Below are 26,180 nucleotides of genomic sequence, written 5' to 3'. Positions count from 1 at the left end.
ATGAGATACAAGATCATCATTTTATGCTTGCTTTGCGTGAGCGTTTTTCCGGCGATCGCGCAGCAATACAAGGCAGAATTGCCCTACCGGATGGTCGGGGGCAAGATGGTTGTGGAGATGAAATTGAACGGGACTCTACGTTCGTTTATTTTCGACACGGGGGCATCCCGAACTACCTTGACGGGTGAATTTTGTCGGGAGTACGGGCTGGCAGTGACGGATTCCTTGGAAGTGACCGACGCGAACGGACGCAAGTCATTTTACCCGCTTGTGCAGATCGATAGTATAGAAACCCCCGATAACGTGTTTCGTTTCAAGAATGTGCCGGCGATGAAACTGCCGGAACCGTCGCCTTTGGCTTGTTTTCCGATCGACGGTTTGATAGGGAGCGATTTGTTGGCGCAATCAATCGTGGTGATCGACGGGCAAAAGAAGACCGTGACCATCACCACCGCCGAGAAAGAGTCTATCGTGTCGCTTCGGAAAATGGCTCGTTTCATGCAAGCGAGAATGCCTGTCATATCACTTCAAGTGGGAAGCGGACACAACATTATTTGCCTGTTTGACACGGGTTGCCCGAGATTTCTTTCATTGAAGGAATCCGATTTCGAGGTATTGCCATCCGGCTCCGCTTATGAATTTTTGTCCGAGGGGCGTAGCGTGGGTTCTATCGGCGTGGGGGGAATAGCCGCGGAGCGTGATTCACGGCGAGTGAACTTCCCGTTGTTATCCGTGGCGGGGACTAAATTCAAGAACGTGATAGCGGAAACTGCCACGCCTCCTTACACGTTGTTAGGCGTCAAATTACTGGATTACGGTAAGGTGACGATAGATTATCCCCGTGCCCGTTTTTATTTTGAATCCTATAAGCCGGAGAATGAGTTGGAGGAGAAACCTCATAACGTGGGATTGCAGGTGAAAGACGGTGATCTGGTGGTTGCAGCCGTGTGGGGAGATATGAAAGATGTCGTGGAGATGGGCGACAAGGTGCTTAAAATTAACGGGAAACCTGTCGGGAAATATGATTTTTGCGAGAGCATCCTTAACGGAATCCCGGAATTGAAGGCAAAAAAGAAAACAAAATTGACGATTCAAACTCGAGAGGGGGAGAAAGTAATTATTTATTAAAATCGAAACAAGAGATGAAAAGTAAATTATTCGTGTGGCTTTTGGTGGTCTTGCTCCCCGTGGTATCGTGGGCGCAGGTTAAAAATAACGTTTCCGAGGTAAGAGATTACCGGGTGGTAGACGGGAAAATCATTATAACGTGTGTCGTGAACGGTATGGATGCCGATTTCGTGTTAGACTTGGCAGGACATCCGGCAATATTGCCGGAGTACGTGGAGAAGTTGAATATCGACCCGGGTAGCAATGGAAAACTCCCGTACAGTACGTTCCAGTTCAAAAAAGTACCGACGTCCAAGGTCGTGTCGATTCATTCGATTTCTTTCGGGAATAGCGCTTTCGCTAATGAGCTTGGGGCTTTTATACTGGAAGATGAACCTTATCTGCGGGAGTTGGGCGTTGCCGGTGTCATGGGAGGGGCTCTTTTCCGGGGGGTGGTTTTAACCATTGATTCCCGTCGGGAAAAGATAACGATGTCACAGCCTTATCGTCCCGTTTACATGAAATTGGATCATCGTGCGAATGCCAAACTGTTACAAGGCGTCGGGATGGAATGTCCGGTAACGATAGACGGCATGACTTTCTCTTGTATATTGGATACTTGGAACTCGGGATTGGTGGAATTGAACGAGGCTGATTTTGCTCGTCTGAAGGGGGCGTCGGGAAATGCGGTTCCCGTGTATAACGGGTACGGCAGAACTCCGGTATCTAGTCCCGCTAAGGTGGCATCACGATGTGATTTTGTACGGGAATCTTTGCAAGAAACGGTAATCCCCGTGAATGGTTCTCTTCTACGTTCCGTGGTGGGTGCGGGTATATTGAAACACGGGATTCTCTCGGTGGATTTCACTCGCCAGACAATTTATTTCCAAACTTTTGACCTCGTGGAAGTGAAAGATGAGGAGACGGAGAAAAAAGTCAAGCTGGAACCCGGGAAACTGAACGAGATCACGGGCATCTATTTCCGGGAGAACATTCATGATTACAAGAACGGGACGGAGTTCACGTACAAGGGCGACAAGCCGGTTGTAATTGATTTCTGGGCTTCGTGGTGCGGTCCCTGCATGAAATTATTGCCCGTGATGGAGCAATTGGCGGAAAAATATAAAGACCAAGTGATTTTCTTGAAAGTGAATGCCGACAAGGAAAAAGAGTTGTGCAATAAATTTAATATAAACGCGTTGCCGACCTTGTTCTTTTTGCCCGTGAACGGAAAGCCTATTGTTGAAATCGGGGCAGATCCCGAGAAATACGAGAAGATTATACAAGAGCGGTTGTTGAAATAAGTGCTTGTGACAGCCAGTGAGATGCTCACTTCTTTTGGAATGCTTAAAAGTCTTAGAATGGATTTTTAAGCATTCCTTTTTGGTGGTATGATAATTTCTTCTAATTTTGTCAATATGGATTTGAGATGAAAGAGTAGTTAATTATTAGAAATAAAGCGAGTGAATAATTCCGGGAGAAAAAAGGATCAAGAGATATGTGTCATGTTGTCTTCCATGAACCAAAAGGGAATGGAGCTGTTATTTGATGCGTACTATAAACCTTTGGTGGTTTGGGCGGATACTTTTTTGCGGGATATGAATCTGGCGGAGGACGTGGTGCAGGATTTATTTGTTTCTATTTGGAAAGATAAGGTTTATCTGAGATTCAAGCCGGAGACGTTGTCTTCTTTTCTTCACGTGTCCGTGCGTAACCGTTGTTTCAAGCGGATTGAAAAGCGGGATGTTTTTCGGAATGCCTCGGTATTGGATCACGTGGAGCTGGTTTTCGAAGAGTATAATGAACGGCATGACCAGCTCGTGTCGAGAGTGTTGGAAGAAATGGCGTTATTACCGGAACGGAGCCGGGAAATAATGAATTGTGTTTTCTTGGAAGGACTGAAGTATCGTGAAGTGGCGGAACGGTACGGGATTTCCGTTTCCACGGTGAAAACATTGCTGGGGAACTCCGTGAAGAAGTTGCGGGAGCGGTTGAATAAAGAGTTGTTCTCGGGCTTTTTGCTTTTCTATTGTCGCTGGAGATAAGGGGACTGAGCCTGTACGATAAAAAATAATTTTGAAAAAAAATCACAAGTCCATTAGACCTTTTTGAAGTTTTCCGGTATTATGTGTGAAAACAAATTGGACTATGGAAAAAGATTTATTGGGTCTGGAAAAGGAAACGTTGTTGCTGGATTATTTCAACGGGGAGTTGGATGATGCGCAGAGTGCTGTTGTAGAGCGATGGTTGGATGCTGCCCCCGAGAACAGAGAAGAGTTCGATAGGTTGGTGAAGGATTGCTTGCATATCCGGTGGGCTGGGAAGGAACAACTGGTGGATGCCGTGAAAGGGAAGAAGTTGATGTTACGCCGGATAAACGGGACGAAAGTGCGTCGGGTATGGTACGGTGCGGTTGCTTCGATAGCGATCATTGTGGCGTTGGGTGGAGTGTACTTGATGAATAAACCTTTGCCCGAAAAAAAGTCGATTGCCCGGAATGAGGTGATCTGTCATGGGTTCCCGCGAGCGAGTCTTGTACTTTCTTCCGGTGAAGTCATTGATTTGGCGGACAATAAAAACGCGATTCTGGAACAGGATGGTTCTGTTGTGAAGATGAAGGACGGTAAAGGAATCGAGTACAACACGGGACAGGCGGGAACGGCAAACCAAGTGATATATAACAAGATTATCGTGCCGAGAGGAGGAGAGTTTTTCGTGATTCTGGCAGACGGAACGGAGGTGTGGTTGAATGCCGATTCGGAGTTGGAGTACCCGGTGAAGTTTACTGCCGATAAGCGGGAAGTACGTTTGAAAGGAGAGGCTTATTTTAGCGTGAAGAAAGATACGAAAAAGCCTTTCATGGTTCGTTCCGGAGAGTACCAACTGAAAGTGTACGGCACGGAGTTTAACTTGAATACTTACAAGAATAATGAAATCCAAGCGGTACTGGTGAAAGGTTCGGTCGGTTTTAAGGCGAATCGTACCGCGGGAGAGGTACGGTTGAAACCGAACCAACTGGGAGTGGCAAACGAGGCGACCGGGAAAGCAGAAGTGAAGGAGGTCGACGTGTATCCTTATATTGCTTGGAAGAGTCAGGATGTGGTGTTCGTGAACGAGCGGTTGGAGTCGATCATGGAAAAGGCTGCACGTTGGTATGACGTGAACGTGTTCTTCCAGAACGAATCGCTTAAGGATTTGCGTTTCTTCGGGAATATGCAGCGGTATGCCGATATTCAGGAATTGTTGTTTTTCTTGGAGAATACCTCGGACGCACGTTTCAGCGTGAAAGATAGAATAGTGATAGTTAGTGCTAAATAAAAAAAACGGAGAGTTTGGCGACTCTCCGGATTGTAATAATCCGATAACAACATCTTGGGGGATGCGGTTATCATGTTTAACACAAAAATTCTTATACAAAAGTATGAAAAAAAAGAGAACATCGTGCCTCTTTTTGGGTCGAGTGCGCGAAAAAAATTGGAAAATCATGAGATTAACAGTCTTCTTTGTCATGTTTTTCGTGTTTTCTGTTGCCGCGGAAGGTTTGGGACAGGAACAGAACGTGACGTTAAAATTAACAAAGGTCAGCTTGTACGAGTTGTTCGATGCTATTCACAAGCAGACGGGATTGCGTTTTTTGTACAACGCGGAGCAGATGAACGAGATTCCCACGGTCGACGTGGATGTCGAGAACAAGAAGGTTAAAGACGTGTTGGCGGATGTGCTTGCCGGCTCTTCCCTCACGTTCAAGTATGACAAGGACGTGGTGATGCTGGTGAAAAAAACTGCCGTTGTTCAACAGAAGAGCGTGCGGGTAGTCGGTTTGGTGACAGACGTTAAGAAAGCCCCGCTACCGGGTGTTACGGTAATGGTGAAAGGCTTGTCGATAGGTACCGCCACGGATAAAGACGGGAAATATCGCCTTCAGATTCCTAATTTGGATGAATTTTCTTTGGTTTTCTCTTTTGTAGGTATGGAAACCGTGGAGATGAAGTATCAAGGGAAAGACACAATCAACGTGGTGATGAAAGAGGTGTTGAACACGATGGAAGAAATTGTCGTTACCGGCTATCAGAGTATCAACCGCCGGTATATGGTGGGGGCTTATAATTCGGTGAAAGCGGATGATATTATGATGCCGAACTATTCTTCTCTCGATCAGATGTTGCAGGGGCGTGTAGCAGGTATGATCGTGATGAACACGAGCAGTCGCGTGGGAACGAGTCCAAAGATTCAGATTCGGGGAGCTTCCACGTTATTGGGAAATACCGATCCTTTGTGGGTGGTAGACGGTATTATTCAGGCTGACCCGATTAAATTGACAGCAACAGCCGTGATGACGCAGGATTTATCCACGATTATCGGTAACCAGATTTCATGGTTGAACCCGCAGGATATCGAAACGATCACGGTGTTGAAGGATGCATCCGCCACGGCAATTTACGGGTCGAAGGCTTCCAACGGTGTTATCGTGATTACCACGAAACGAGGGAAAGCCGATCGCATGACGGTGAATTACTCGGGGAATTTTTCGTTTACGGCTCGTCCCACATACGATCGATTTAATTTAATGAATTCTCAAGAACGGGTGACGTTTGCTGACGAAACCATAGAGGAAGGTTCTTTCTATACGTATAAGCCCATAAAACAGATGGATGTTTACGAGGGGTTGTACCGGATGTTTTTAGAAAAGGATATTTCACGAACTGATTTCTTGAAACGCAAACAGGAGCTGGAAAGCGTGAACACGAATTGGTTGAAGCTGCTTACCCGCAATGCTTTTAGTCATCAGCACAGTGTCAGTGTTTCCGGGGGTTCGGAGAAATTTACTTATAACGCGTCTATGGGGTATACTAAAGAGAACGGTCAAGAGACCGGGAACGATAACGAGAGGTATACCGGAAGAATTGCTTTTAACGCGAAATTGCGGAATAATATCACCTTGGATGTTACGGCTAACGGGACATCAGTGCTCACGAATGGTTTTGGGCCTGGCGTGAATCCGATGGATTACGCTCTTTCCACTAGCCGTGCCATTCCGGCTTACGATGCACACGGGGATCTTTTGTTTTACCAGCAACGGGCAAGTTACACGTATAACGGGAACGTGGAATCGTTAGGATATAATATTATTAACGAGCGGGATAACAGTGGTTCCAAGGTACGTAATTTCACGATAGCTTCGTCTGTTGATTTCAAATGGGAGATTATTAGCGGGCTGACTTACCAATTTACCGGCGGATACAACCATTATACCAAAAATAGTGAAGTTGAGGCGTTGGAACGTACCTATTACATTGCCAAGGAATACAGGGGGTATGATTATGGTTCCAAGGGGACAGGCGATCCGGAGTTCAAAGCAGCCATGCTACCTTACGGGGGGTCTTTGTACACGAACGAGATTACGCAGGCTTCTTACAACGTGCAGAATAAATTGTTATACTCGAAAACGTTTGACACGGATCATCGTTTGAACGTGATGTTGGGGATGGAGGTGCGTTCTAATCGTAACATGACTCTTGAAAACATGGTATGGGGATATATGCCCGAGCGGGGATATAAATTGGCTCGTCCCACGGATTTTGATAAATTAGTGCCGATAAACGCTCCTTATGTAGCCCAAAAGCCCTTGGGACCGCTGGAGGATATATATTCCGTTTACGGTCGTCCCTCTTGGAATAAAAGCGATCAGACCGACAATTATTTTTCATGGTTCGGGACATTGGCATATTCTTACAAGAACCGCTACGTGTTGAATGCCAATATTCGTAATGATATGTCAAACCGGTTCGGGCAAGATGTGAAAAAGCGTTTGGACCCGACTTATTCATTTGGTTTGCTGTGGCGGGTTACCGAAGAGCCTTTTATGGCGTCGACTCTCGATTGGTTGAATAATGCGGCTTTCCGTGTTACTTATGGTATACAGGGAAATGCTCTTTCAAATAAATCGATGGACTTGATTCTGAATAGAGAAAGTATTGATAATACTTACCAGCAATATTGGTCGTCGGTTGCCGATCTGCCGAATCCTCATTTGTCTTGGGAGCGTACGACTTCGTGGAATCTGGGGCTTGATCTGGAACTTTTCAGGATGTTTAACGTGACTGCCGAGTATTATACTCGTTCGTCGAATGCTATCGTGATGCAGGATGTCGCTTATGAATACGGGAAAACTTCTTTGGAACTTAACGGGGGATTGATAGATAATAAAGGATTGGAATTTACGGTCGCTTTCACGCCTGTCCGGACAAAAGACTTTGCTGTAAGTGTCAGTTTGAATTCATCGAAAAACTGGAATAAAGCAAAATCGGCAACAAAGGAAAACCCGAAGTATTACGAGTTACTTAACGCGAAAACCACGGAGTTGGCAAAGAAAGGATACCCCGTGGGAAGTTTCTGGTCGTTTTCATTTAAGGGGTTAAGCGATGAGGACGGTCGTCCGGTGTTTAATTATATGGATGTTCCGGAGGAGGAACGGGATGCTAATATGGATCCGACCAAGTTCATGGTTTGGTCCGGGCAGAAAGATCCTTATTTCACGGGAGGTTTGAATCTGGGAATACGTTACAAGAGCTTCGTGTTGAGTTCCGATTTCGCTCTTATACTGGGTGGTAAGAAACGTCTTCCGAATCCCTATGGTTCGTTTTTGAGTGGAAAAGTTCCGGAACCTTACTCGAATTTAAGTCGTGATTTGTTGAAGCGTTGGAAAAAACCGGGTGATGAAACGAAGACGAATATACCGGCTTTGACTCGCGGAATTATAGACCCGAAAATAATGCTCCCGGATAAAACGGAATTGAATTGGTACTCGATTTGGGGAAATTCGGATGCTTTGGTGGTGGATGCTTCTTTCTTGCGTTGTCGTCAGATTAATTTGACTTGGAATATGCCGTTGGATTTATGCAAACGTGTGGGAATTAAAACGCTTGCCTTAAGTGCAACCGTGAACAACGTGTTCGTGATCGCCAATAAACGTTTTGACGGTTATGATCCGGAATTGATGACTAATGGAGTGCAAAGTGTGATTCCGCAGACTTATTCTTTGGGTATTAATGTAGGATTTTAATGAATGAACAAGATGAAAAAGAATTTATTATTAATAATCGTTATTCTCGGTTTGGCGGGTTGTGATAATTTTTTGGAACCCAAATCCGACACCTTGTATATTCCCAAGGATATCGTTTCTTTGGACGAGATGTTATTGGGTGTCGGTTACCCTCGACCGCTTGGTACGTATACCGTTCTGAGTGCCGGGCTCAACTTGCTGGATGATGATATTACTTATACGTCCCAAACGGGAACGATATCAAGTTATGATGAACCTAAAGCAAATGCTATCAAATATTTATATTCATGGCATCCCGATATGTTCGAGGAACTTAATAAGGTTTATTCGCTTTATAAAGATATATGGGAATCCCATTATAGATTTATCTTGGGGGTAAATGGGGTACTGGATTATATAGATAAAGTGAACGGTACGTATAATGAAAAAACATTGGTACAAGCTCAAGCGTATGCTTTAAGAGGGTTCTATTTTTTCAATTTGGTAAATATTTTTGGGGAGCCTTATAATTATAACCCGAAGGCACTCGGTATCCCGTTAAAATTGAATAGTGGCGTGGAACAAAGTGATATTGCCCGGAATACGGTGGAAGAAGTTTATAAACAAGTATTGGAAGATTTGGGTGATGCGGAGGAACTTTACCAGACTTTACCCAAAGAATTGCAATACAAGAAAGATTTGCGTGTAAATTTGCCGATGGTGCAATTGCTGAAATCAAGGGTGTACCTTTACATGGAGAATTGGAAAGAGGCGGCTAAATATGCCAAGAAAGTGATTGACGATTGGGAATTTTCATTAATAGACCTCAATACGTTGGAAATACCGGGTTCTCTGTCTTATTATCCGTTTATAAACGAGAATGCGTCCGATGTGATTTGGTTATTCGGCAAGGTGGCGGACGTTGATGCTTATCTTGGGGTACAATTGAGTTATAGGTTTAGTATTTTTAATGCGTCCCCGGAATTGATTGCCGGTTTTAAAGAGGGGGATTTACGCAAAGAATACTATATATTCCGGGAACAGAATTATGCTGATATATTTCTGCCTTTCGGGAAAAATACGACCTCATTTGCTCATTCGCTCGAATCAACCTCTTTTTCGCAAGCGTTCCGTTTGCCGGAGGCTTACCTGAATTTGACTGAAGCGGCAGCTTTGGACGGGGATGAAGCGACTGCGCTGAAAGTGTTGAATGATTTGCGGGCAAAGCGTTTTACTACCGATACCCCGGGTAAAGAAGTTTCCGGGTTAACCGGAAAAGACCTCGTGGATAAAATTCGGCAAGAACGGAGGTTGGAACTGTGTTTTGAGTTTCATCGTTGGTTCGACTTGCGCCGTTATGGAATGCCGTCCATCAAGCACGTGTGGAACGCGGGGGAAACGCCTGTCGAGTACGTGTTGCAGGAGAAGGATCCCGGCTACACGTTGCCTATACCGCAAGTCGTGATGAACCAAAATAGAGCGTTGATCCAAAATAAATTGGCTAATCCAAGATAATGTCGGATATAATAAAAGAAAGTTATGAGATATATCGTATTAATATTATTGGCTTGGGGATTATTCGCTTCATGTAACGATGAAGATGCGATTGTCCCGAGAGAAGCTGATGTCGTACTGCGTTACCAGTTCCCGCAGGGTACGAATGAATGGGATGAGATTGCTGAAGAGATGAAAGAGAAACATGACGTGTACTTGATTTACAAGGGATTCTCTCCTTTGGATTTCAGTCGGGCTTGGGCTATTTCCGGGCAAACGAGTTATTCGGGAGAGTCATTGACGGATGAACAGGCTAAAAATCACGTGAAATTCATGAAGGAACATATTTTTGATTATTTGCCGACGGATTTGTCTCGTTCCGTTTTGCCTATGTATTATTTTCTTATTCATGATTACAGGACAGAAACCGTCGGTTGGTCGGGAGGGATATCAACGGAAGCTGTAACGAATTTCACCGGAGGGTTGGATTTTTGGGCAAATTCTATTTATAACCCGAGCGTGACTGAATTTCCCGCTACTTGGGAAAAGTTGAGGGAGCACCGGATAAGAATTATGAAACAGTTTTTAGAGTCTGCCATAGATCGGGGGAAAGTGGTCATTCCTGCCAGTTTTCATGATGGATTCAATTACACGAAGGATATAAACACGTGGAATACCAGTGATGCGGATTATTATTTGAAAAGAGGTTTCCTTGGGACATTGTCAGGAGATATTTATAACTTCGGAAGTATTTGGGGGATTAGTTACACGAACCCGACCTTGAACTTTTTGACTTATGTTTTCTTGGGCTTCCGTTACACGGAAGAGGAGTTCTTGTCTATATATCCTCCCGCGGATTACCCGTTGATACAGAAAAAACGCTTGGAGGTACTCGATTACATGAAAGAGAAGTATAATGTAGATCTGGAAGCGATAGCGCGGGGACCGGAACTCTGATCATGTGTTTTTTTCATTTCACGATAAATGTCGGTAGGGTAACTACCGACATTTAAGAGAGAATTGTATGTTTTTCAATTATATATGAATTTTATTTTTAAGATGATTTTTATGAAAAAATGGATGTTAGTATTGTTGGTAGCCGTATTCGTGCTACCCGTTAGCCAAGAGGCTTTGGCGTCTTCCCGTAAAAAGAAGAAAGCTGCTGTGGAGAAAAAAGAAGCAACTCCCGTGCAGACGGATTATGACAAATTGCTGAATAAACCGGGCAAGGTGATGGCAAAGAGTAATTTTATCACGATGCATAAACTGAACGGCAAACTTTATTTCGAGATCCCCTTGAAATATCTGGGGCGGGAAATGTTGTTGGCTTCGACGTTGACCGAGACTTCCGATGCCATGTTCGGGGATGTCGGGTATAAACAGAATGATCCTTTACACGTGCGTTTCGTGATGGGTGACAGTTGTATTTATTTAAAGAATATCACGACATCCGCGACGATTGATCCCGGCAACGAGGCGTTGCAAAATGCCGTGAACCGGAGTTATGCCGATGCTATCGTGGCAAGTTACAAGATCGAAACTTATAATAACGACCGGTCGGCAGTGGTGGTTGATATGACGGAATTATTTACCACGGATGTGAAGGACTTTTCGTTTTTGCCGCGCATGGGAATGCTTAGCGTGACAGGTGATTTCCGCAAGGAAGCTTCCGGATTGGATGAAATCAAGAGTTTCGATGATAATCTGGTCGTTAAATCTTATATGACATACAAAGTTTCGATTAAGATTTTGTTTTTCACGCTACTGGACAATCTTCCGGTCACGGGCAAGGTAACCCGTTCTTTAGTTCTCCTGCCTGAAGACAAAATGCGTCCCCGCGTTTCAGATTCACGAGTAAGTGTTTTCAACACGAGCAAGTATCATGTTTCCACGAGAGAGGACGGAATCCAAAAATACTCGTTGGCGAATCGTTGGCGTTTGGAGCCGAAAGACGTGGCCGCTTATCAACGGGGAGAGTTGGTGGAGCCGGTGAAACCTATCGTGTGGTACGTGGACGATGCTTTCCCGGCGGAGTGGATCAGTCCGGTGAAGAAAGCTATCTTGAGCTGGAATAAAGCTTTCGAGGCGATCGGGTTCAAGAACGTGATGCAAGTACGTGATTTCCCTAAGAACGATCCCGAATTTGATCCGGACAATATCAAGTACACTTGTATCCGTTATTTGCCGTCAACTACGGAGAACGCGATGGGTCCCTCTTGGGTAGATCCTTCCACGGGAGAGATTATAAATGCCACGGTGTTGATTTATAATGACGTGATTCGTTTGGTGAACAACTGGCGTTTCGTGCAGACGGCACAGGTTGATCCCAGAATACGGGCGAAAAAAATGCCGGAAGACATCATGGAAGAGTCGATGATATACATCGTGGCACACGAGATCGGTCACACGCTCGGTTTCATGCATAATATGGCATCTTCCGCTGCTTACGCGGTGGATTCGTTACGCTCAGTATCGTTCACTCAGCGATACGGGACAACCCCGTCCATTATGGATTACGCCCGTTTCAATTACGTGGCGCAACCCGGGGATGAAGGCGTGAAGTTGACACCCCCGGATTTGGGTGTTTACGACTATTTCACGATCAAATGGAATTATCAATATCTCCCTCAAGCGAAAGATATGTGGGAAGAGCAAGCTATTCTGGAAAGTTGGGTAGACGAGAAGGCAGGCGATCCTATTTATCGTTACGGAAGGCAACAGATTTTATCCCGCTATGACCCGAGTGCTATTGAAGAGGATTTGGGTGACGACCCGATCAAGGCAAGTACTTACGGGATTAAGAATTTGAAATATATTTTGCCTAATCTGGAACAATGGATTGATAACGATCCGGATTACAGCCACCGTTCCGGTTTGTACAATCAGATCGCCAACCAGTATTTCCGCTATATCACGAATGTCTCTTATAACGTGGGTGGTATCTATTTGACGGAGATCAAGGAAGGTACTCCCGGCGAACGTTACGTGTCTGTGCCGAAAGATGTGCAAAAGGCTTCTTTGGCTTGGCTTTTGAATGAATACAGGAACGCGGATTGGTTAAGTAAATCTCCTTTGCTCAAAAAATTCCCCATGGGAGTGGATATGACTACTTTATTAAGAACAAAATTGGCCGGGAATTTGACAAGATTGAAGGATAACGTTTTACTTTCCGCGCATATCGCTTCTAATCCCTATACCGTGAAGGAGTTCTTGAACGATTTGTATAACGGTGCTTTTGAAAGTGCTATAAAGGGCACGAAACTGACGGATGGTGACAAACTATTGCAAAGTACGCTCGTGGATTTGGTGCTTGCTCCTTTGGCCGACCAAAAACAATCCGGCGGGTTGTTCGGTTTGAACACGGCTTACGCGCCGAGTATCGACGAGATTTTAGCTTATGATCTTGATCCTAGTGGAATGGTTCGTTTGTTCGAGAATAAACTCCGGGAAATAGAGTCAGAGAATGGAGCCGGTTATATCGCTTCTCAATTAAGGCAAGAGCAATTCGGTACTCCCGGTTATGGGTTCTTGCAAAAGGTAGATGTGAAAGCGTTGGATAATTCTTCTGTTTATTTGATCGATCTGGCTTTTAAAGCACAAAAGTTGATCAACAGTAAAGTTGCGACCTCGACAGGAGAGGATAGACTTCATTATCAGGCTTTAGCGGCGAAGATTGCCAAGACGTTGAAGAATAAATAGATGTTGTTTTAATGGTTTGTAATAAAAGCCCGTCTGGAAAGGCGGGCTTTTTCTTTTCGAGTACCGTGTGCGTTCGAGTAGAATTAATGGACTATTCAGTAATCTTATTACTATTTATAGTGATAATACCATATATTTAGCATGTATCAAATTTTATTTAATTTCAATTAAAATTCTATTCAACAACCTTTATAATAGGAGATGAATAGGAGTTGAATGGGAGTTGAATAGGAGATGATATAAAGAAAGTATAAAGTAGATACATGAAAAATTATAATTATTCAGCTTATTTCACTTTTCCCATGTCTGAATTGGAGGAGGTGTACAAGCATTTTGTTTGTTATGGAGAATGTTTTATATTTGTCGGGAATCCAATGAAGAGAAAGAAAGGGAGTATAATTTGATGCGGGAAGAAATTTACCGGGAACTATTTCTGGCTATACAGGAATTACCGGATCGTAGCCGAGAGGTGTTCGAGTTACACTTACAGGGAAAAAAGAACGAGGAAATAGCTGAAGTGCTTGCTATTCAAGCGAAAGCGGTGAAGGCATACAGGAGAGATACCATTACTTTTTTGAAAAGTCGTTTAGGAAACAAATTCTGTTGGTTTGTTTTCATGAATGTAATTTAATCCAGAGTTCGTGATATCTTAACGTGAGTGACGAAATATACGGGTACACGTTTATCGTGGAATAAATCGTGTATCGGGAATTTTTGTTTCAAGAATTCTGCTCTTGTCGATAGCGCGATTGAACGATTAATTTTTATCTTTGTATTATTAAATGGAAAATTGGATGAAATGGGTGTGTCCGATTCGGAAATATTAACTGCCTTTCAGAGGAATATGAATGAGGGCGGGAAATTGCTATTTCAACGCTATTATAAGCCGTTGGTGCTATTTTCCGGCTCGATGCTTGATGATTGCAGTTTTCCGGAGGATATCGTGCAGGAGGTATTTTACCAGTTTATCAAGAATAACGCTTACCGGCAGTTGACGCCGGAGGCTTTGAGTACTTATTTGTTCCGGAGCGTGAAAAACGCTTGTTTGAACAGGATTCGGGACCAGAAGGAGTTCGCGCAAGCGGAATTATTGAAGTATGATGCCATCGAGGAGGAAGCGACGGCCGTTTCTTTGGAATTGATCGAGGCTATTCGCCAAGCGATAGAGAGATTGCCGCGAAAGACCCGAATGGTGGTCATGTCGATTGTCGTTGAAGGAAAAAAATACAAGGAAACGGCTGAAGAGTTGGGGGTGTCCGTGAATACCGTGAAGACGCTGTTAAGCGGTGGTTTGAAACAATTGCGGCAGCAATTTCCTGATTCTTTATTGCTATTTTTTATCTTGGAGAGAAATAATTTCTAAAAAAACTTTCAAAATTGATTCACCCATTTTTTGATTCTTGTGTTTGTCTTATAAAATGAGTAGACGAATACGACACGATGAATAAGGATGAAAAAGAAATGCGAATCCGGGAGTATCTTTCGGGAGAATTAAGCAAGGCGGAAGAACGGGAGTTCAACGAGTGGCTTGCCGGGGATATGGACGCTCAACGAATTTTCGCGGAACGGGTGAAAGAGTTTCATTTGGTCCGTTGGGCGAAACGGTGGGAAGCGATAGATAATGATGAGGCTCGAAAACAGGTTGTGGGGCGGGTGCGCCGCCATCGCTTGCGGATAGGAATTGTAAGGTATGCCGCCGTGATTGCCGTGATTCTGGTTTCCGGGTTGACGGTTTGGAATTGGCAACAACGGTCGCCGGAACCCGCTGCTTTGACTGTCGTTTCTGTTCCCGCCGCAAACGTGCCGATACTGAAACTGGCTGATGGCAAGGAGATACCTATTTCTCCCCGAAACACGGAGATCATTCGTTCCACCCGGAGGGTAGATATTCAACTGGCTGACTCCGGGAGATTGGAGTACGTGGCGAAGTCGGATTCGATTGCCGGACAGGTGGAGTACAATACTCTTGTTGTACCCCGGGGATGCGAGTTTAATCTCGTCTTGGCTGACGGTAGCCGGGTGTGGCTGAATGCGGGAAGTTCGTTGAAGTATCCCGAAACTTTTTCAAATGGGGAACGAAGGGTTTACTTGAACGGGGAGGCCTATTTCGAGGTGGAGCATGATGCGGAGGCCCCTTTTATCGTGAACACGGAATCCATGGATTTGCAGGTACTCGGGACGAGTTTTAATATAAAGGCTTACGATGACGAAAGCATGGTGATTACCACTCTCGTCACCGGGAAGATTAGACAGGAATTTCCGGAAGTGGGTAAGGATATCACGTTGACGCCCTCACGTCAATCGATATTCGACCGTGTTTCCGGGAAATTAGAAACGAAACAAGCCGATGTCCGGGAAACCCTCGCTTGGAAAGAAGGCAAGTTTATCGCTAACGACGAACGTCTGGAAGATATTTTCCGGCAATTGTCCCGTTGGTATGATTTTAAAGTGGTGTACACTCGCCCCTCGCTGAAAGATGTCCGCTTTTATCTTCATTCCAACCGGTATGCGGAGGTGAAGACGATATTGGAATATCTCCAGACAACGAAAGGGATTCGTTTCACTTACGCGGATAAGACGATTTACGTGAGTCAATAAAATAAGGAGATGCCCTCACATCCCCTTACCTGTTAGCCCCTCAGCTAACATCTGTATTAATTTAATAATAAGCTAAACAAAGCTATGGGAAAAAAACGAAAAATTCAACAATTGCTAAGAAAAATGAGGACACTTGCATTATTTATGCTTTGGGGATTCTGCACTTGTCACGCGACGGTTCGCGGGCAGGAGGCGCGTATCGATTTGAAATTGTCCGATGTAACATTGAGTCAGGTGTTCAGGAGTATAGAACAGTTGACCGATTACATGTTTATTTACAAGTCGGAAGATGTACAATCCGTTCGGAAGGTTTCCGTGGATGTGCGGCAAACTATGGTACGGGATATTTTGGGTATGTGCTTGAAAAATACCGGTTTGTCGTACACGTTTAAAGGGGATGTGATTGTTATCCAGAACTTGAGAGAACCGGAAAAGAAAGAGCTTCGGATAGTGGGACGGGTGACGGATGATAAAAAAGAACCTTTGCCCGGGGTGACTGTCTGTGTCAAAGGATTGTCTGTGGGCACGACGACGGATGTTAAAGGAAAGTATGTGTTGAAGCTCCCGGAAATGGAAAAGTTGTCTTTGGTATTTTCTTTTGTCGGGATGAAAACACAAGAGATAAAGTACTCGGGACAGGATACGATTAACGTGGTGATGGAGGAGGATGTTTCGGAAGTGGAGGAAGTTGTCGTGACAGGTTATCAAACTATTAATAAGACTCGAATGACGGGGGCGGTGGAGGTTGTCACGGCAAAAGATATAGCTAATAAAGGGTACGTTTCGGTCGGGGATGTTTTGAGGGGCTCTTTGGCGGGAATCAGTACTCGTAACACGTCCGGGAAGCCGGGAGCATTACCCGAGATTCGTATCCGGGGATTAAATTCTTTATACGGTGATATGAATCCGACTTGGATTGTCGATGGGGTTCCTTTTTACGGTAACTTGAATGATTTGATTCCTGAGGATATCGAGAGCATCACGGTGTTGAAGGATGCTGCCGCTACTGCTATTTACGGTTCTCAGGCAGCTAACGGGGTGATAGTGGTGAAGCGGAAGCAGGGGAGAGAAGAAGTCCCGATGATTCGCGTAACTTCGAGTTTCTCAATAGAGGCGGCTCCAAAGTCTAAATTGGATTTAATGAATTCGAAAGAGAAGATTGCTTTTGAACGTAGCGTGTACGAGGATTTTCCTAATCAAGCGGTGGGGGGAAGAGTAATCATGTTGTTGAAAAATGCGGATATGGGAAAAATTTCCCGTGAAGAGGCTGAAGAGGAAATCACTCGTTTGAGTAAGATTAACACGAATTGGTACGATGTGATATTTCGGACGCCTTTTTCTCACAATCATAATATCTCGTTTTCGGGTGGGAACGAGAAGTTGAAGTATTACGCGAGTTTGAGCGTGCAACAACGTCAAGGGTTAATCCCTTCCAATGATTACAGTAACTGGAACGCGATGTTGCGATTGTCCCGCGATTTTAATAAACGGCTGTATTTTTCCTTGAATCTTTCTTCTAATATTAGAAAAGATAAAGACGCGGATGCCGGGGTGAATATATTGCATTATGCGACTTTTGCCAATCCTTATGAACGTCCTTACGACGAGGAGGGAAATATGGAGTACGACCGCTCTTATTCTTATCAATTGAGTTCTTTGAAAGACGGTTATAAATCTGATTTTAATATCCTGAACGAACTTTATAATAATACCTCGTGCACGAACGCTTTGAGTAATAATGTTTCTTTGGATATTGAGGTCAAGATATTGGATAATCTGAAATTTATCACCACGGGTTCTATTAATACTTATTTTGATAACACGGAGGTGGTGTATAAACCGGGAACTTACGTTGCACAAAATAACGCTTGGATGCGTACTTTATTCAGTGAATTGCCCGATAACTTGAACAACGGTTCGCTTCGACATAGGAATGTCAGAAATCATAGTTATACTTGGTCCAATCGCTTGGAGTATATACAGGGGTTTAAGGAGAATCATTTTTTGAATTTGTTCTTGGGATATGAGATGTCTGAGGCCTCGGGTTATAGTAATTCTGTGCGTTTCCCGGAGTATGATCCCGAGAAGGGGTTGACGAATATACCGGAAATAGGGGCGGATAAGATTGCTTACGTGCAGCAAATGATTAAAAATTTGATGGACCAGAGTGAAGGGCGTAATCGTAGAGTGTCTTTTTTTGCGTCACTGGGGTATAGTTTTAAAGACCGTTATGTTTTTTCTGCCAGTGCTAGGATGGATGGAGCTGACGTTATAGGAACTAAGAATCGATTTTCTCCCTTGTGGAATGCCAGTTTGAAATATAATCTTCATAAAGAGGATTTTATGACGAGGTTCGGGTGGATTAACGAATTGGCGTTTCGTGTTTCTTACGGGTACACGGGGAGTATCGATAAAACGGCGTTACCGTTTAACGTGCTTTCTTATTTGATGTCTTCGAAGTTTCTTGATATGGATATCCCTTCTTACATTTCTCCCAAGAATCCTTCTATTAAGTGGCAGAAGAAGCAGGACCGCAGTTTTGGCGTGGATATGGCATTTTTCAGGAACAGGATTCGGGCAACGGTGAATTATTATAATAACGTGACTCGCGATTTGTTGGATTCTAAAACATTACCTGTATCGGTGGGGATTAGTACGATTCGGTATAATAGTTCTTCCGTTCGAAATTATGGCGTGGAAGTTAGTTTGCACACGGTGAATATTCGTAAGCGGGATTTCACGTGGACGACATCTCTTAATTTCGCGAATAACAAGAGTAGAATAATAGAGTCGTTTTATAAAAACGTGCAGGATGTTCCTAAAGGGTACGGGCGTACGGAACCGGTGGAAGGGACTTCAACCAATTCGTGGATTGGCTACCGGTTTGCCGGTATTGACCCGTTGACCGGACACACGTTGGCTTTGGTGGATAATTCGAATCGTGAAAACCCGATTGGCTTCCAAAGAGAAGACGGGACTTGGGTGCTGGATATGGATGATTCGTTAAACGAGAAGGATAAGCGGCGTATTAAAAAGACTTTAGGTGATAGTTATCCGCCGATATCCGGGGGATTCGGGACGGCTTTGAATTGGCAACAATGGACGTTGAGTACCCGGTTTACTTTTATGGCAGGGCATAAAATAACATCGGCTTATTATTCCGTGGCTAACGGGGGTAGTTTTTCATCGGCTTCTCAAAACGTGTTGAAGCAAGAGTTCAATCGTTGGAGGAAACCCGGAGATATAACTGATATGCCGGGGTATAGCACAACGGGAAACGTTGCTTCATTACAAACCGATTGGTATGATAGAAAATTGGAAAGTGGAGATTTTCTGAAGTGTACGGAGATTTCTCTGGGGTATTTTCTTTCTTCCAAAATCTGCAAGAAGTTGTTGCTCTCTTCTTGTCGGGTGAACTTGAATATTCGGGATATATTTACGATATCGAAATATAAAGGATTGGACCCGGAAAACTTTGGGGGATTTACTTATCCTAATTCCAGAAAATATATGCTTTCATTGAGTGTCGGTTTTTAAATATAGAGATTATGAAATTACGCGTGAAAAGAATAAGTATGTTATCCTTGTGTCTGATCGGTTTCATGATGACCGCTTGCAAGGATTACCTGAATCTTATACCTAAGAATCAAAAAATCGTGTCTAACGTGGAAGACGTGAAAGCGGAATTGTTGTCGTATTGGGCGGCAACGACTTATTCCACGTTGTTGAAGACTTCCTATGGTAATTCTGCGCCGTTATCCTTGCCTATATTTAATGATGTCAATATTCAATTGGCTCTTTACGAGGATAATATGGATATGCTCGCTTTTAAAGAGCATTCGGATATAAATGACAGGTGTATGACATATTATTATCAGGATATCGATTGGAAAGGAACTAGTTTGGCTTCTTCTCTCTGGCAAAATTGTTATGTTTCTATCGGGTTTATGAACGCGATACTTGATGATTTGGATAAAGTGACGGCAACTCAAGCCGAGAGGGAAACGATAGGGGGTGAGGCTCGGGTAATTCGTGCTTGGAATATTTTGAAATTGATTCAGTTTTTCGCTCCCTATAAGGATAATAAGTTGGGTGTACCTTTAAATCTGGATTCGGAAAATGTGACACCGGGAGATAGGCGCACGCAAACGGAGATTTATGGGATTATTGAACGGGAGTTGAAGGAAGTCTTGGAATATACTACGCCAAGGGAAAAATGGAATTTCTTTTATTCTCCGAGCTTTGTTAAATCTTGTTTGGCCGAGATGTATATGTTTAGAGCGGGTTCTGCCGCGGCAAAAGATACGGATTGGGAGATGGCCGAGAAATATTCGGGAGAAGTGATTGCTTCTTATGTCCCGGAGAATCGTGCTGAATTATTGATGGATATGTTTTCCGGCGAGAGTGTATCTTATATTGTTGAACATCCTTATTGTGCGTTGAAATTGGCAACTAGCCGTTTTTTTGGTATAGGAAATCAAAGCACGGGTATATGGGGGTCTAACAATGCCCAACAAGTAAGTTCGGAGCTTTGGTTGATGTACGAACCTGAGGATATTCGAAGAAAAGCTTGGTTCCGAGAGAATGAAGATGAAGGTAGAGTAAGACGTTGTATTTCCAAACCGGTTGTTTATTATTATGGTCCGGTTTGTGATATTTTGGTGTTATATCGTAAAGCAGATCTTTTCTTGATAAACGCTGAAGCGAAATGTCGTTTGGGGCAAGAGTCCGAGGCTGCACGCATGATTGAGGACTTTAGGAGGGCTCGCATCCCGGGATACAATACTTCTGTTACCGGTGATATATTGGCGGAGGTGTTGAAAGAACGGCGCTTGGAATTGTGTTTTGAAAATGGTTCGCGTTGGTTGGATATGAAACGTTTAGGGATTAGTTGTACTCGTTCGGGGTTTGATAAGGAAAGTAGCGGGACTAAAGAGTATACCCTTGACGCGAATGATTATCGTTATGCTTTGCCCATTCCCACCGATATCGAATTGGATTATAATGATATCAGTCAGAATCCGGGATGGACGAATTTCAACTAGTGAAAATTTATAATAGGTCGTTTATGAAAAAGATATTTTATTTGATACTGATTTCCTTGTTTATCGGGGGATGTGAAAAGGATGACGATTTCTTTTTTGAAAATCCCGTTACGGAAGGAAATATTAAACTGGTTCGGTTGCGTGCTGACCACAATACTTTGCTGCCGGACGGAAAAGCCACGATGAAGTTTTATGCGGAGGCTTACAATATATTGGAATTACCTGATTATACACCAACTTACGAGGGGGATAGTGCGATTTACATACCGGGAATTGTTCGGGATACTTCGTTGATTCCGGCAGATCTTTTGCCGACAGGATTGTTTCGTTTGCTGGATGATTCCGGGAATGAGTATTCCGATTTTAGTTTTTCCACTACCGATACGCGGGAACGTACGATTCGTTTTCGCGTGGAAGCGGGGGAATTGACGAGCGAAGAAGTGGAAATTCGGGTAAGGCCCTTACCGCGGGAGAAGTACGAGGAAATAGAAATCCCCGTGATCTTTCATGTTTTGCATCCTGCTAAAAATCCGAGTATAGCACCTATTGATATTACCCCGGAAACTGTGGAGAAAAATGTAAAGCGATTGAATGACGTTTTTAATGGTGAAGCCACGACTGACCCTAACGGGGGGAATGCCAGAATTATTTTTAGATTGGCGGAATATGATAATAACGGGGTTAAATTAGAGAATCCGGGGATACATTATTACGAGATCGAGAGTTCTGTCGTTTTTAAAGAAAGCGATGATTATCAGATTTATGTTATGTCTAAGGGGAGCACGTTAATGTATGATTACCGGAACTATTTGAATATTTGGTTAATTAATGATCCTAGAGGGTCGTCTTTTATCGTGAGAGGACCTAACGTGATAGATCAGCCTGAAAATCCTATTCCCGGATTGAATGCCGGAGCCTTGTCGGCAACTTTTCCAGAGCGTCCCACGGATATTGGTTTCTTTGTCAACATGTCTCATTTCTTGAATCCGTTGCAATCCGCCGATTATTTTGAAATTTCAACGGCGATGGCTCAATATTTAGGATTGCTTACGACTCGGGGTGTGGAAGCGTACGGGGAAACGAATTTCGTGAATGGCGATACTGATTATTGTTCGGACACTCCTTATTATTGGAATGATTTTTCTTCTGTTTTTAAAAATAATAGCAAGGGAAATAGCACGGATAAAAATACGTTATACTTTACCTCGTATAATGTGATGGATAGTTACAGTTACAAGAATTCCATTACGGTTGATCAAGTTGCTCGCGTTCGTTTGCATTTAGAGCGTTGTCCTTCTCGCTGGATGTATAAATCTAAATTCGCTTTTACCGGAAAGTTAGAGGATCGGAAATAATGATTAAAGATTAAATATAAAAAATAATACTATGAAAACATTTTTACTTATATTGATTTTGCTACTTGTTACTTGTTCTTCTCGTTTGTTCGCACAAGAAACCAAATTGACAATTGATTTGAGCCAATATTTTCAGAGGCCGAAGGTTAGTTTGTCCGGTCCGAATTTTAATGAAGTGCTGACTTACGATTCGTCTCGGAAAAGTGTGATATCCTTATCATTAAAAGAAGCTGCTTATTTCACTTTGAGTATTGATCTTAGTGCTAATACTCTCTATTTAGAACCGGGAAAAGATCTGATGATAAGCGTGGTCCCGAATGAAAAAGGAGAGTTTATCGCCATACATTTGGATCTTCGTTTTGAAGGAGAGAACGCAGATATTAATACTTATTTGAACACGTGTAAACTGGGCTCTATGGAGGATAAAGATTTTCTTTTAGATGAAACGACTTATCTTCGGAAAATAGAGCAACTTCTAAAACAAAATAAGAAAACAATTCACAAGTATAAATTGAATAAACAATTTGAAGAAAAAGAGTTAATGCGTGCCCGTTATCAAGTGCTGGAAGGCGTAACGAGTTATCCGATTCAACATTTTTGGGAAGGGGGAAATAAAACAAGTGCTGTTTTTAAGGGAGGAGAAACTCCTATTGTAAAAGAATACATAGCTCGACAATTAATTGATGATGAAAAAGCGTGGCAAGTTTCTGCTTATAGAAAGTATGTGAAGTCAGCTGTAGCTATGTTGGCATTTACCGATTTTGGAGCTTCTTGGGAATCGATAATACAGGAGCGGTTGAGGGTATTGACACAATATTTTAAGAGTCCTCGAATCTTGGAAGATATGGTGCAAAATATGGCTCTCGTGTATGTCGAAAGCACAAGAGGTGATTCTTTGATGGGTTTCCAAACGGCTTATGATAAATATGTGTCTAAACCGGAATATAGGCAGGAGCTTGAAAAGGTGTATGCCATGTGGAATAAATTGAAAAAAGGGCAACACGTTGTTTCCAGTGGTGCGGTTTATGAGGATGTGGAAGGAAATACAGTCAGTTTGGATGATTTGAAAGGAAAGTATATTTACATTGATGTATGGGCAACGTGGTGTGGACCTTGTCGGGCAGAGATTCCTTTCTTGAAAAAATTGGAAGAAGAATTTCATGGTAAAAATATTCATTTCGTGAGTATTTCTATGGATGAACGGAAACGGAATTGGATTAAAATGGTGGAACAGGAGAAATTGGGAGGCATCCAATTATGGGGAGGACCGAGTGCTCAGATAGCGATTGACTATAAAATAAAGGGGATTCCTCGTTTTATATTGCTTGATAGGGAAGGAAAAGTGATTGATAATAATATGAGTCGTCCCTCTGAGGCTGTAACTAAGAAAGTATTGGAAGAATTAGAGGGAATTTAAATCGTGGAATTATGAATGTAAGATGGTTAATTGTCTTGTGTCTGTCGGTGGTCGGGGCGGCATGTGTACATACGATAGATGCGGAGGTGGAAAGTACACCTCGGGAAATTCATTTTAAAGTTCAGGCTTCAGCGCTTGCCCGTTCCAGCAAAGAGGTGTTCGCCGTGGGAGATTCTATCGGGATTTACGCGGTAAAACGTACGGAGGGCGGGATTTCGGCGATACCCGCTCAAACAGGTAATCAAGCGCATAATGCTAAATGGGTAAAAACGGAGGACGGTTGGCAACCGGCTTCCCCGATAGATAAGGTACTTTGGAGTCAAGATAATGCACCCCTTGATTTTTATGCTTATTACCCGTATCAAAGAGAGGCTTTTGACCCTGCTGCAATAAATGTTCGTGTACATTCGAAACAAAACTCGGAGGTGGCTGTTGAGGAATCGGATGTCTTGCGTGCGGCAAATACCCGAGGATTGAGCGAAGGTGACGTGGAGCTTCAATTTGAGCATGTATTTTCTTTGGTTGAGGTGAAACTGGTGGGAGATAGAATCGTGGGTTCCCCTGTGAAGGTAACCGCTAGTGAGATAGCGACTAATATGCAACTTAATTTAGGGACAGGGGAACTGTTTCCCTTGACGATGGGAAGCGTGGCGTTGTATTGTGCCGATTCGGAGCAAATGTTGTATAAAGCAATACTTCCTCCTCAGCAAGTGGAAGAAGGGTGTGCGTTTTTGCAATGTGAATTTGACGGTGTCACGTGTATATATCGTTCTCCCGGGATAAAATTGGAACCGGCTTGTTTGCAGGAATTTGAAATTGAAGTGAAATAAGGGTTGTAAGTAAAGTTCAGATAATAAAATGAAACGACAATATTATATATGGCTTTCCATGTTATTCTGTTTGTGGTTCGTGGAAGGATGTAATGATGATGATAGCACGGGTAATGATACTTCAGGAGCCGAACTTCATCTGTCAGCCTTGATAGACGGGATGACGGCGGAGGAAACTGCTTATCGGTTTCAAGGAGGGCAGGAAGTAGGTATTTGGTTATCAACTACCGATGTTTCTGGAAAATTGGCTAATGCCGATGGGGTACATAACATGCGTTTTTCTCAAAGTGCGGGAGGTTTGGTTGCCGAACCTCGTGCCACTTGGAACAATCGTTCAACAATTAACGTGTACGCTTACGCTCCGTATGACCGGGAGGCTCAAGATGCGCCTCATGCTTATCCTTTTCAGCTTAACTTGCGGCAAGATACTGTTTCGTTGACTCCGGATGGGAATCGACAAAGTGATTTTTTATGGACGAAACATGCGGCAACTTACACGAGTGAACCGCTTTTGTTGTCATTTCACCACTTGATGAGTAAAATAATCTTGCACGTGAAAAGTAATACTTCCATGCCCGGGAGTTTGATAGGTGGGCAACTATCCGTTTGCAATACTCAAACCGCTGCCAATATAGATTTGGGAACGGGAACCGTATCTCCGGTAGGAGCAAAAGGTAATGTTGTCGCCCGGGAGCTTCAAGATATACCGAGCGGGTATGAAATGGCCCGGGAGGTTATTATCGTGCCCCAGACGATACATGTCGGAGAACAATTTTTGGATATCTTTACGCTCGGTAATTATTCTTGTGTTTGGAATGCGGACAAGGAGTTGGTTTTTGAATCCGGTAAACAGATTGTCATGGAGGTCGTGATTGACGAGGGAGAGTGTCATGTTCGGATAAAGGATATTTCTCCTTGGAAAGAGGGACAATCTCCAATCTTGGGCGAGGCTGTCGAAGATCTGCCAACATTTAAAGTGCTCGATTTTTATGACCGCCATGGAATACAGGGAATTGTTATCGACGTGGACGAAACGGGAACACACGGGTGGATTGTTTCCATGGATGAAGTTGAATTGGCTTGGGGAACAGCTCCTATGGGCACTTACTTCCCGAGCGCATACGATAGAGATAATGCTCAAGCTAATTTGAATGCAGTTTTGGCGGTAGATCCTGATTTAAAGAATTATCCCGCTATGAAATGGTGTAATGATAAGAACGTGGATGGGGTAACCGGTTGGGTGCTTCCAGCTCATAACGTGGTAAAAAAATTCGCACGATTAATTAGTAATCCGGATACATGGGCGCAATTTAATCAAGCAATTAGGAATTCTTCTGTCGCTAATTCGTCCCCGGTAAACATAGATTGGAATAGTTGGAATGATTATTATTATGCTTCATCTACACTGTCTATGACTGATAATGTGAGGAATGCGGGATGTTCAATGACGAATAATTATTGGTATGGTACTTGTTATGTCGATGCTAATCTTCTTCCTCAGGAAGCAATATTCTATGTCAGGGCATTTCGGGAGTTTTGAAATAGAATGTGATTAGTCCTTGGTGGCTTATTTATGTGGATGCGTTGTCATTT

Annotated in this window: 17 protein-coding genes; all 17 read left to right on the top strand. The window is 43.4% G+C overall.

Features of this window, described 5'->3' with window-relative positions; translation table 11 throughout:
* The 17 genes from Q5866_RS00320 (at position 1) to Q5866_RS00240 (ending at position 26,127) form a co-directional block, all read left to right on the top strand.
* Positions 1-1,128 carry a retropepsin-like aspartic protease gene (locus Q5866_RS00320; protein ID WP_303178053.1) on the top strand — a complete coding sequence of 376 codons (1,128 nt, stop codon included), beginning with the start codon at positions 1-3 and terminating at the stop codon, positions 1,126-1,128.
* A 14-nt stretch (positions 1,129-1,142) separates the two neighbouring features.
* Positions 1,143-2,411 (top strand): co-chaperone YbbN, encoded by a 1,269-nt coding sequence (locus Q5866_RS00315; protein WP_303178051.1) that lies wholly within the window; start codon positions 1,143-1,145, stop codon positions 2,409-2,411.
* A gap of 228 nt (positions 2,412-2,639) precedes the next feature.
* Positions 2,640-3,152, top strand: a complete 513-nt coding sequence (locus Q5866_RS00310) for a sigma-70 family RNA polymerase sigma factor (RefSeq protein ID WP_227216382.1) — start codon at positions 2,640-2,642, stop codon at positions 3,150-3,152.
* A gap of 103 nt (positions 3,153-3,255) precedes the next feature.
* A complete protein-coding gene (locus tag Q5866_RS00305; protein WP_186974959.1) occupies positions 3,256-4,425 on the top strand; it encodes a FecR domain-containing protein in 1,170 nt (389 codons plus the stop codon).
* Positions 4,426-4,591: 166 nt separating this feature from the next.
* A complete protein-coding gene (locus tag Q5866_RS00300) occupies positions 4,592-8,170 on the top strand; it encodes a SusC/RagA family TonB-linked outer membrane protein (RefSeq protein WP_303178048.1) in 3,579 nt (1,192 codons plus the stop codon).
* 12 nt (positions 8,171-8,182) lie between these two features.
* Positions 8,183-9,664, top strand: coding sequence for a RagB/SusD family nutrient uptake outer membrane protein (locus tag Q5866_RS00295; RefSeq protein WP_303178046.1), 1,482 nt, complete (start codon positions 8,183-8,185; stop codon positions 9,662-9,664).
* A 24-nt stretch (positions 9,665-9,688) separates the two neighbouring features.
* On the top strand, positions 9,689-10,600 hold the full coding sequence (locus Q5866_RS00290) for a hypothetical protein (RefSeq protein WP_186976154.1): 912 nt from the start codon (positions 9,689-9,691) through the stop codon (positions 10,598-10,600).
* Between the two features lie 111 nt (positions 10,601-10,711).
* Positions 10,712-13,342, top strand: coding sequence for a zinc-dependent metalloprotease (locus Q5866_RS00285; RefSeq protein ID WP_303178043.1), 2,631 nt, complete (start codon positions 10,712-10,714; stop codon positions 13,340-13,342).
* Between the two features lie 349 nt (positions 13,343-13,691).
* Positions 13,692-13,973, top strand: a complete 282-nt coding sequence (locus tag Q5866_RS00280; protein WP_186976152.1) for an RNA polymerase sigma factor — start codon at positions 13,692-13,694, stop codon at positions 13,971-13,973.
* 168 nt (positions 13,974-14,141) lie between these two features.
* Complete coding sequence (locus Q5866_RS00275; protein WP_303178271.1) at positions 14,142-14,705, top strand: RNA polymerase sigma factor; 564 nt, start codon at positions 14,142-14,144, stop codon at positions 14,703-14,705.
* Between the two features lie 77 nt (positions 14,706-14,782).
* Positions 14,783-15,940, top strand: coding sequence for a FecR domain-containing protein (locus tag Q5866_RS00270; RefSeq protein ID WP_186976151.1), 1,158 nt, complete (start codon positions 14,783-14,785; stop codon positions 15,938-15,940).
* 123 nt (positions 15,941-16,063) lie between these two features.
* Entirely contained in the window at positions 16,064-19,477 is a 3,414-nt protein-coding gene (locus Q5866_RS00265) for a SusC/RagA family TonB-linked outer membrane protein (RefSeq protein ID WP_186976150.1), read from the top strand.
* Positions 19,478-19,488: 11 nt separating this feature from the next.
* Positions 19,489-20,985 (top strand): RagB/SusD family nutrient uptake outer membrane protein, encoded by a 1,497-nt coding sequence (locus Q5866_RS00260; RefSeq protein WP_186976149.1) that lies wholly within the window; start codon positions 19,489-19,491, stop codon positions 20,983-20,985.
* Positions 20,986-21,008: 23 nt separating this feature from the next.
* Entirely contained in the window at positions 21,009-22,340 is a 1,332-nt protein-coding gene (locus tag Q5866_RS00255; RefSeq protein ID WP_099291437.1) for a hypothetical protein, read from the top strand.
* A gap of 31 nt (positions 22,341-22,371) precedes the next feature.
* Positions 22,372-23,757: a TlpA disulfide reductase family protein gene (locus Q5866_RS00250; protein ID WP_099291438.1), complete on the top strand. Its 1,386-nt coding sequence runs from the start codon at positions 22,372-22,374 to the stop codon at positions 23,755-23,757.
* 11 nt (positions 23,758-23,768) lie between these two features.
* Positions 23,769-24,587 carry a fimbrillin family protein gene (locus Q5866_RS00245; RefSeq protein WP_186976148.1) on the top strand — a complete coding sequence of 273 codons (819 nt, stop codon included), beginning with the start codon at positions 23,769-23,771 and terminating at the stop codon, positions 24,585-24,587.
* 28 nt (positions 24,588-24,615) lie between these two features.
* Positions 24,616-26,127: a fimbrillin family protein gene (locus Q5866_RS00240; protein WP_186976147.1), complete on the top strand. Its 1,512-nt coding sequence runs from the start codon at positions 24,616-24,618 to the stop codon at positions 26,125-26,127.
* The last annotated feature ends 53 nt before the right edge of the window (positions 26,128-26,180 follow it).

The organism is uncultured Butyricimonas sp., assembly GCF_959596855.1.
Taxonomy (GTDB): domain Bacteria; phylum Bacteroidota; class Bacteroidia; order Bacteroidales; family Marinifilaceae; genus Butyricimonas; species Butyricimonas muris.
This window is presented reverse-complemented; position numbering and strand designations above follow the sequence as displayed.

What these genes read in the sequence shown, in the direction of transcription:
- Q5866_RS00295 (WP_303178046.1), top strand. Translation starts at nt 8,183, where the DNA reads ATGAAAAAGAATTTATTATTAATAATCGTTATTCTCGGTTTGGCGGGT.
- Q5866_RS00265 (WP_186976150.1), top strand. Translation starts at nt 16,064, where the DNA reads ATGAGGACACTTGCATTATTTATGCTTTGGGGATTCTGCACTTGTCAC.
- Q5866_RS00275 (WP_303178271.1), top strand. Translation starts at nt 14,142, where the DNA reads ATGGGTGTGTCCGATTCGGAAATATTAACTGCCTTTCAGAGGAATATG.
- Q5866_RS00290 (WP_186976154.1), top strand. Translation starts at nt 9,689, where the DNA reads ATGAGATATATCGTATTAATATTATTGGCTTGGGGATTATTCGCTTCA.
- Q5866_RS00280 (WP_186976152.1), top strand. Translation starts at nt 13,692, where the DNA reads ATGTTTTATATTTGTCGGGAATCCAATGAAGAGAAAGAAAGGGAGTAT.
- Q5866_RS00260 (WP_186976149.1), top strand. Translation starts at nt 19,489, where the DNA reads ATGAAATTACGCGTGAAAAGAATAAGTATGTTATCCTTGTGTCTGATC.
- Q5866_RS00300 (WP_303178048.1), top strand. Translation starts at nt 4,592, where the DNA reads ATGAGATTAACAGTCTTCTTTGTCATGTTTTTCGTGTTTTCTGTTGCC.
- Q5866_RS00285 (WP_303178043.1), top strand. Translation starts at nt 10,712, where the DNA reads ATGAAAAAATGGATGTTAGTATTGTTGGTAGCCGTATTCGTGCTACCC.
- Q5866_RS00320 (WP_303178053.1), top strand. Translation starts at nt 1, where the DNA reads ATGAGATACAAGATCATCATTTTATGCTTGCTTTGCGTGAGCGTTTTT.
- Q5866_RS00240 (WP_186976147.1), top strand. Translation starts at nt 24,616, where the DNA reads ATGAAACGACAATATTATATATGGCTTTCCATGTTATTCTGTTTGTGG.
- Q5866_RS00250 (WP_099291438.1), top strand. Translation starts at nt 22,372, where the DNA reads ATGAAAACATTTTTACTTATATTGATTTTGCTACTTGTTACTTGTTCT.
- Q5866_RS00310 (WP_227216382.1), top strand. Translation starts at nt 2,640, where the DNA reads ATGGAGCTGTTATTTGATGCGTACTATAAACCTTTGGTGGTTTGGGCG.
- Q5866_RS00305 (WP_186974959.1), top strand. Translation starts at nt 3,256, where the DNA reads ATGGAAAAAGATTTATTGGGTCTGGAAAAGGAAACGTTGTTGCTGGAT.
- Q5866_RS00255 (WP_099291437.1), top strand. Translation starts at nt 21,009, where the DNA reads ATGAAAAAGATATTTTATTTGATACTGATTTCCTTGTTTATCGGGGGA.
- Q5866_RS00315 (WP_303178051.1), top strand. Translation starts at nt 1,143, where the DNA reads ATGAAAAGTAAATTATTCGTGTGGCTTTTGGTGGTCTTGCTCCCCGTG.
- Q5866_RS00245 (WP_186976148.1), top strand. Translation starts at nt 23,769, where the DNA reads ATGAATGTAAGATGGTTAATTGTCTTGTGTCTGTCGGTGGTCGGGGCG.
- Q5866_RS00270 (WP_186976151.1), top strand. Translation starts at nt 14,783, where the DNA reads ATGAATAAGGATGAAAAAGAAATGCGAATCCGGGAGTATCTTTCGGGA.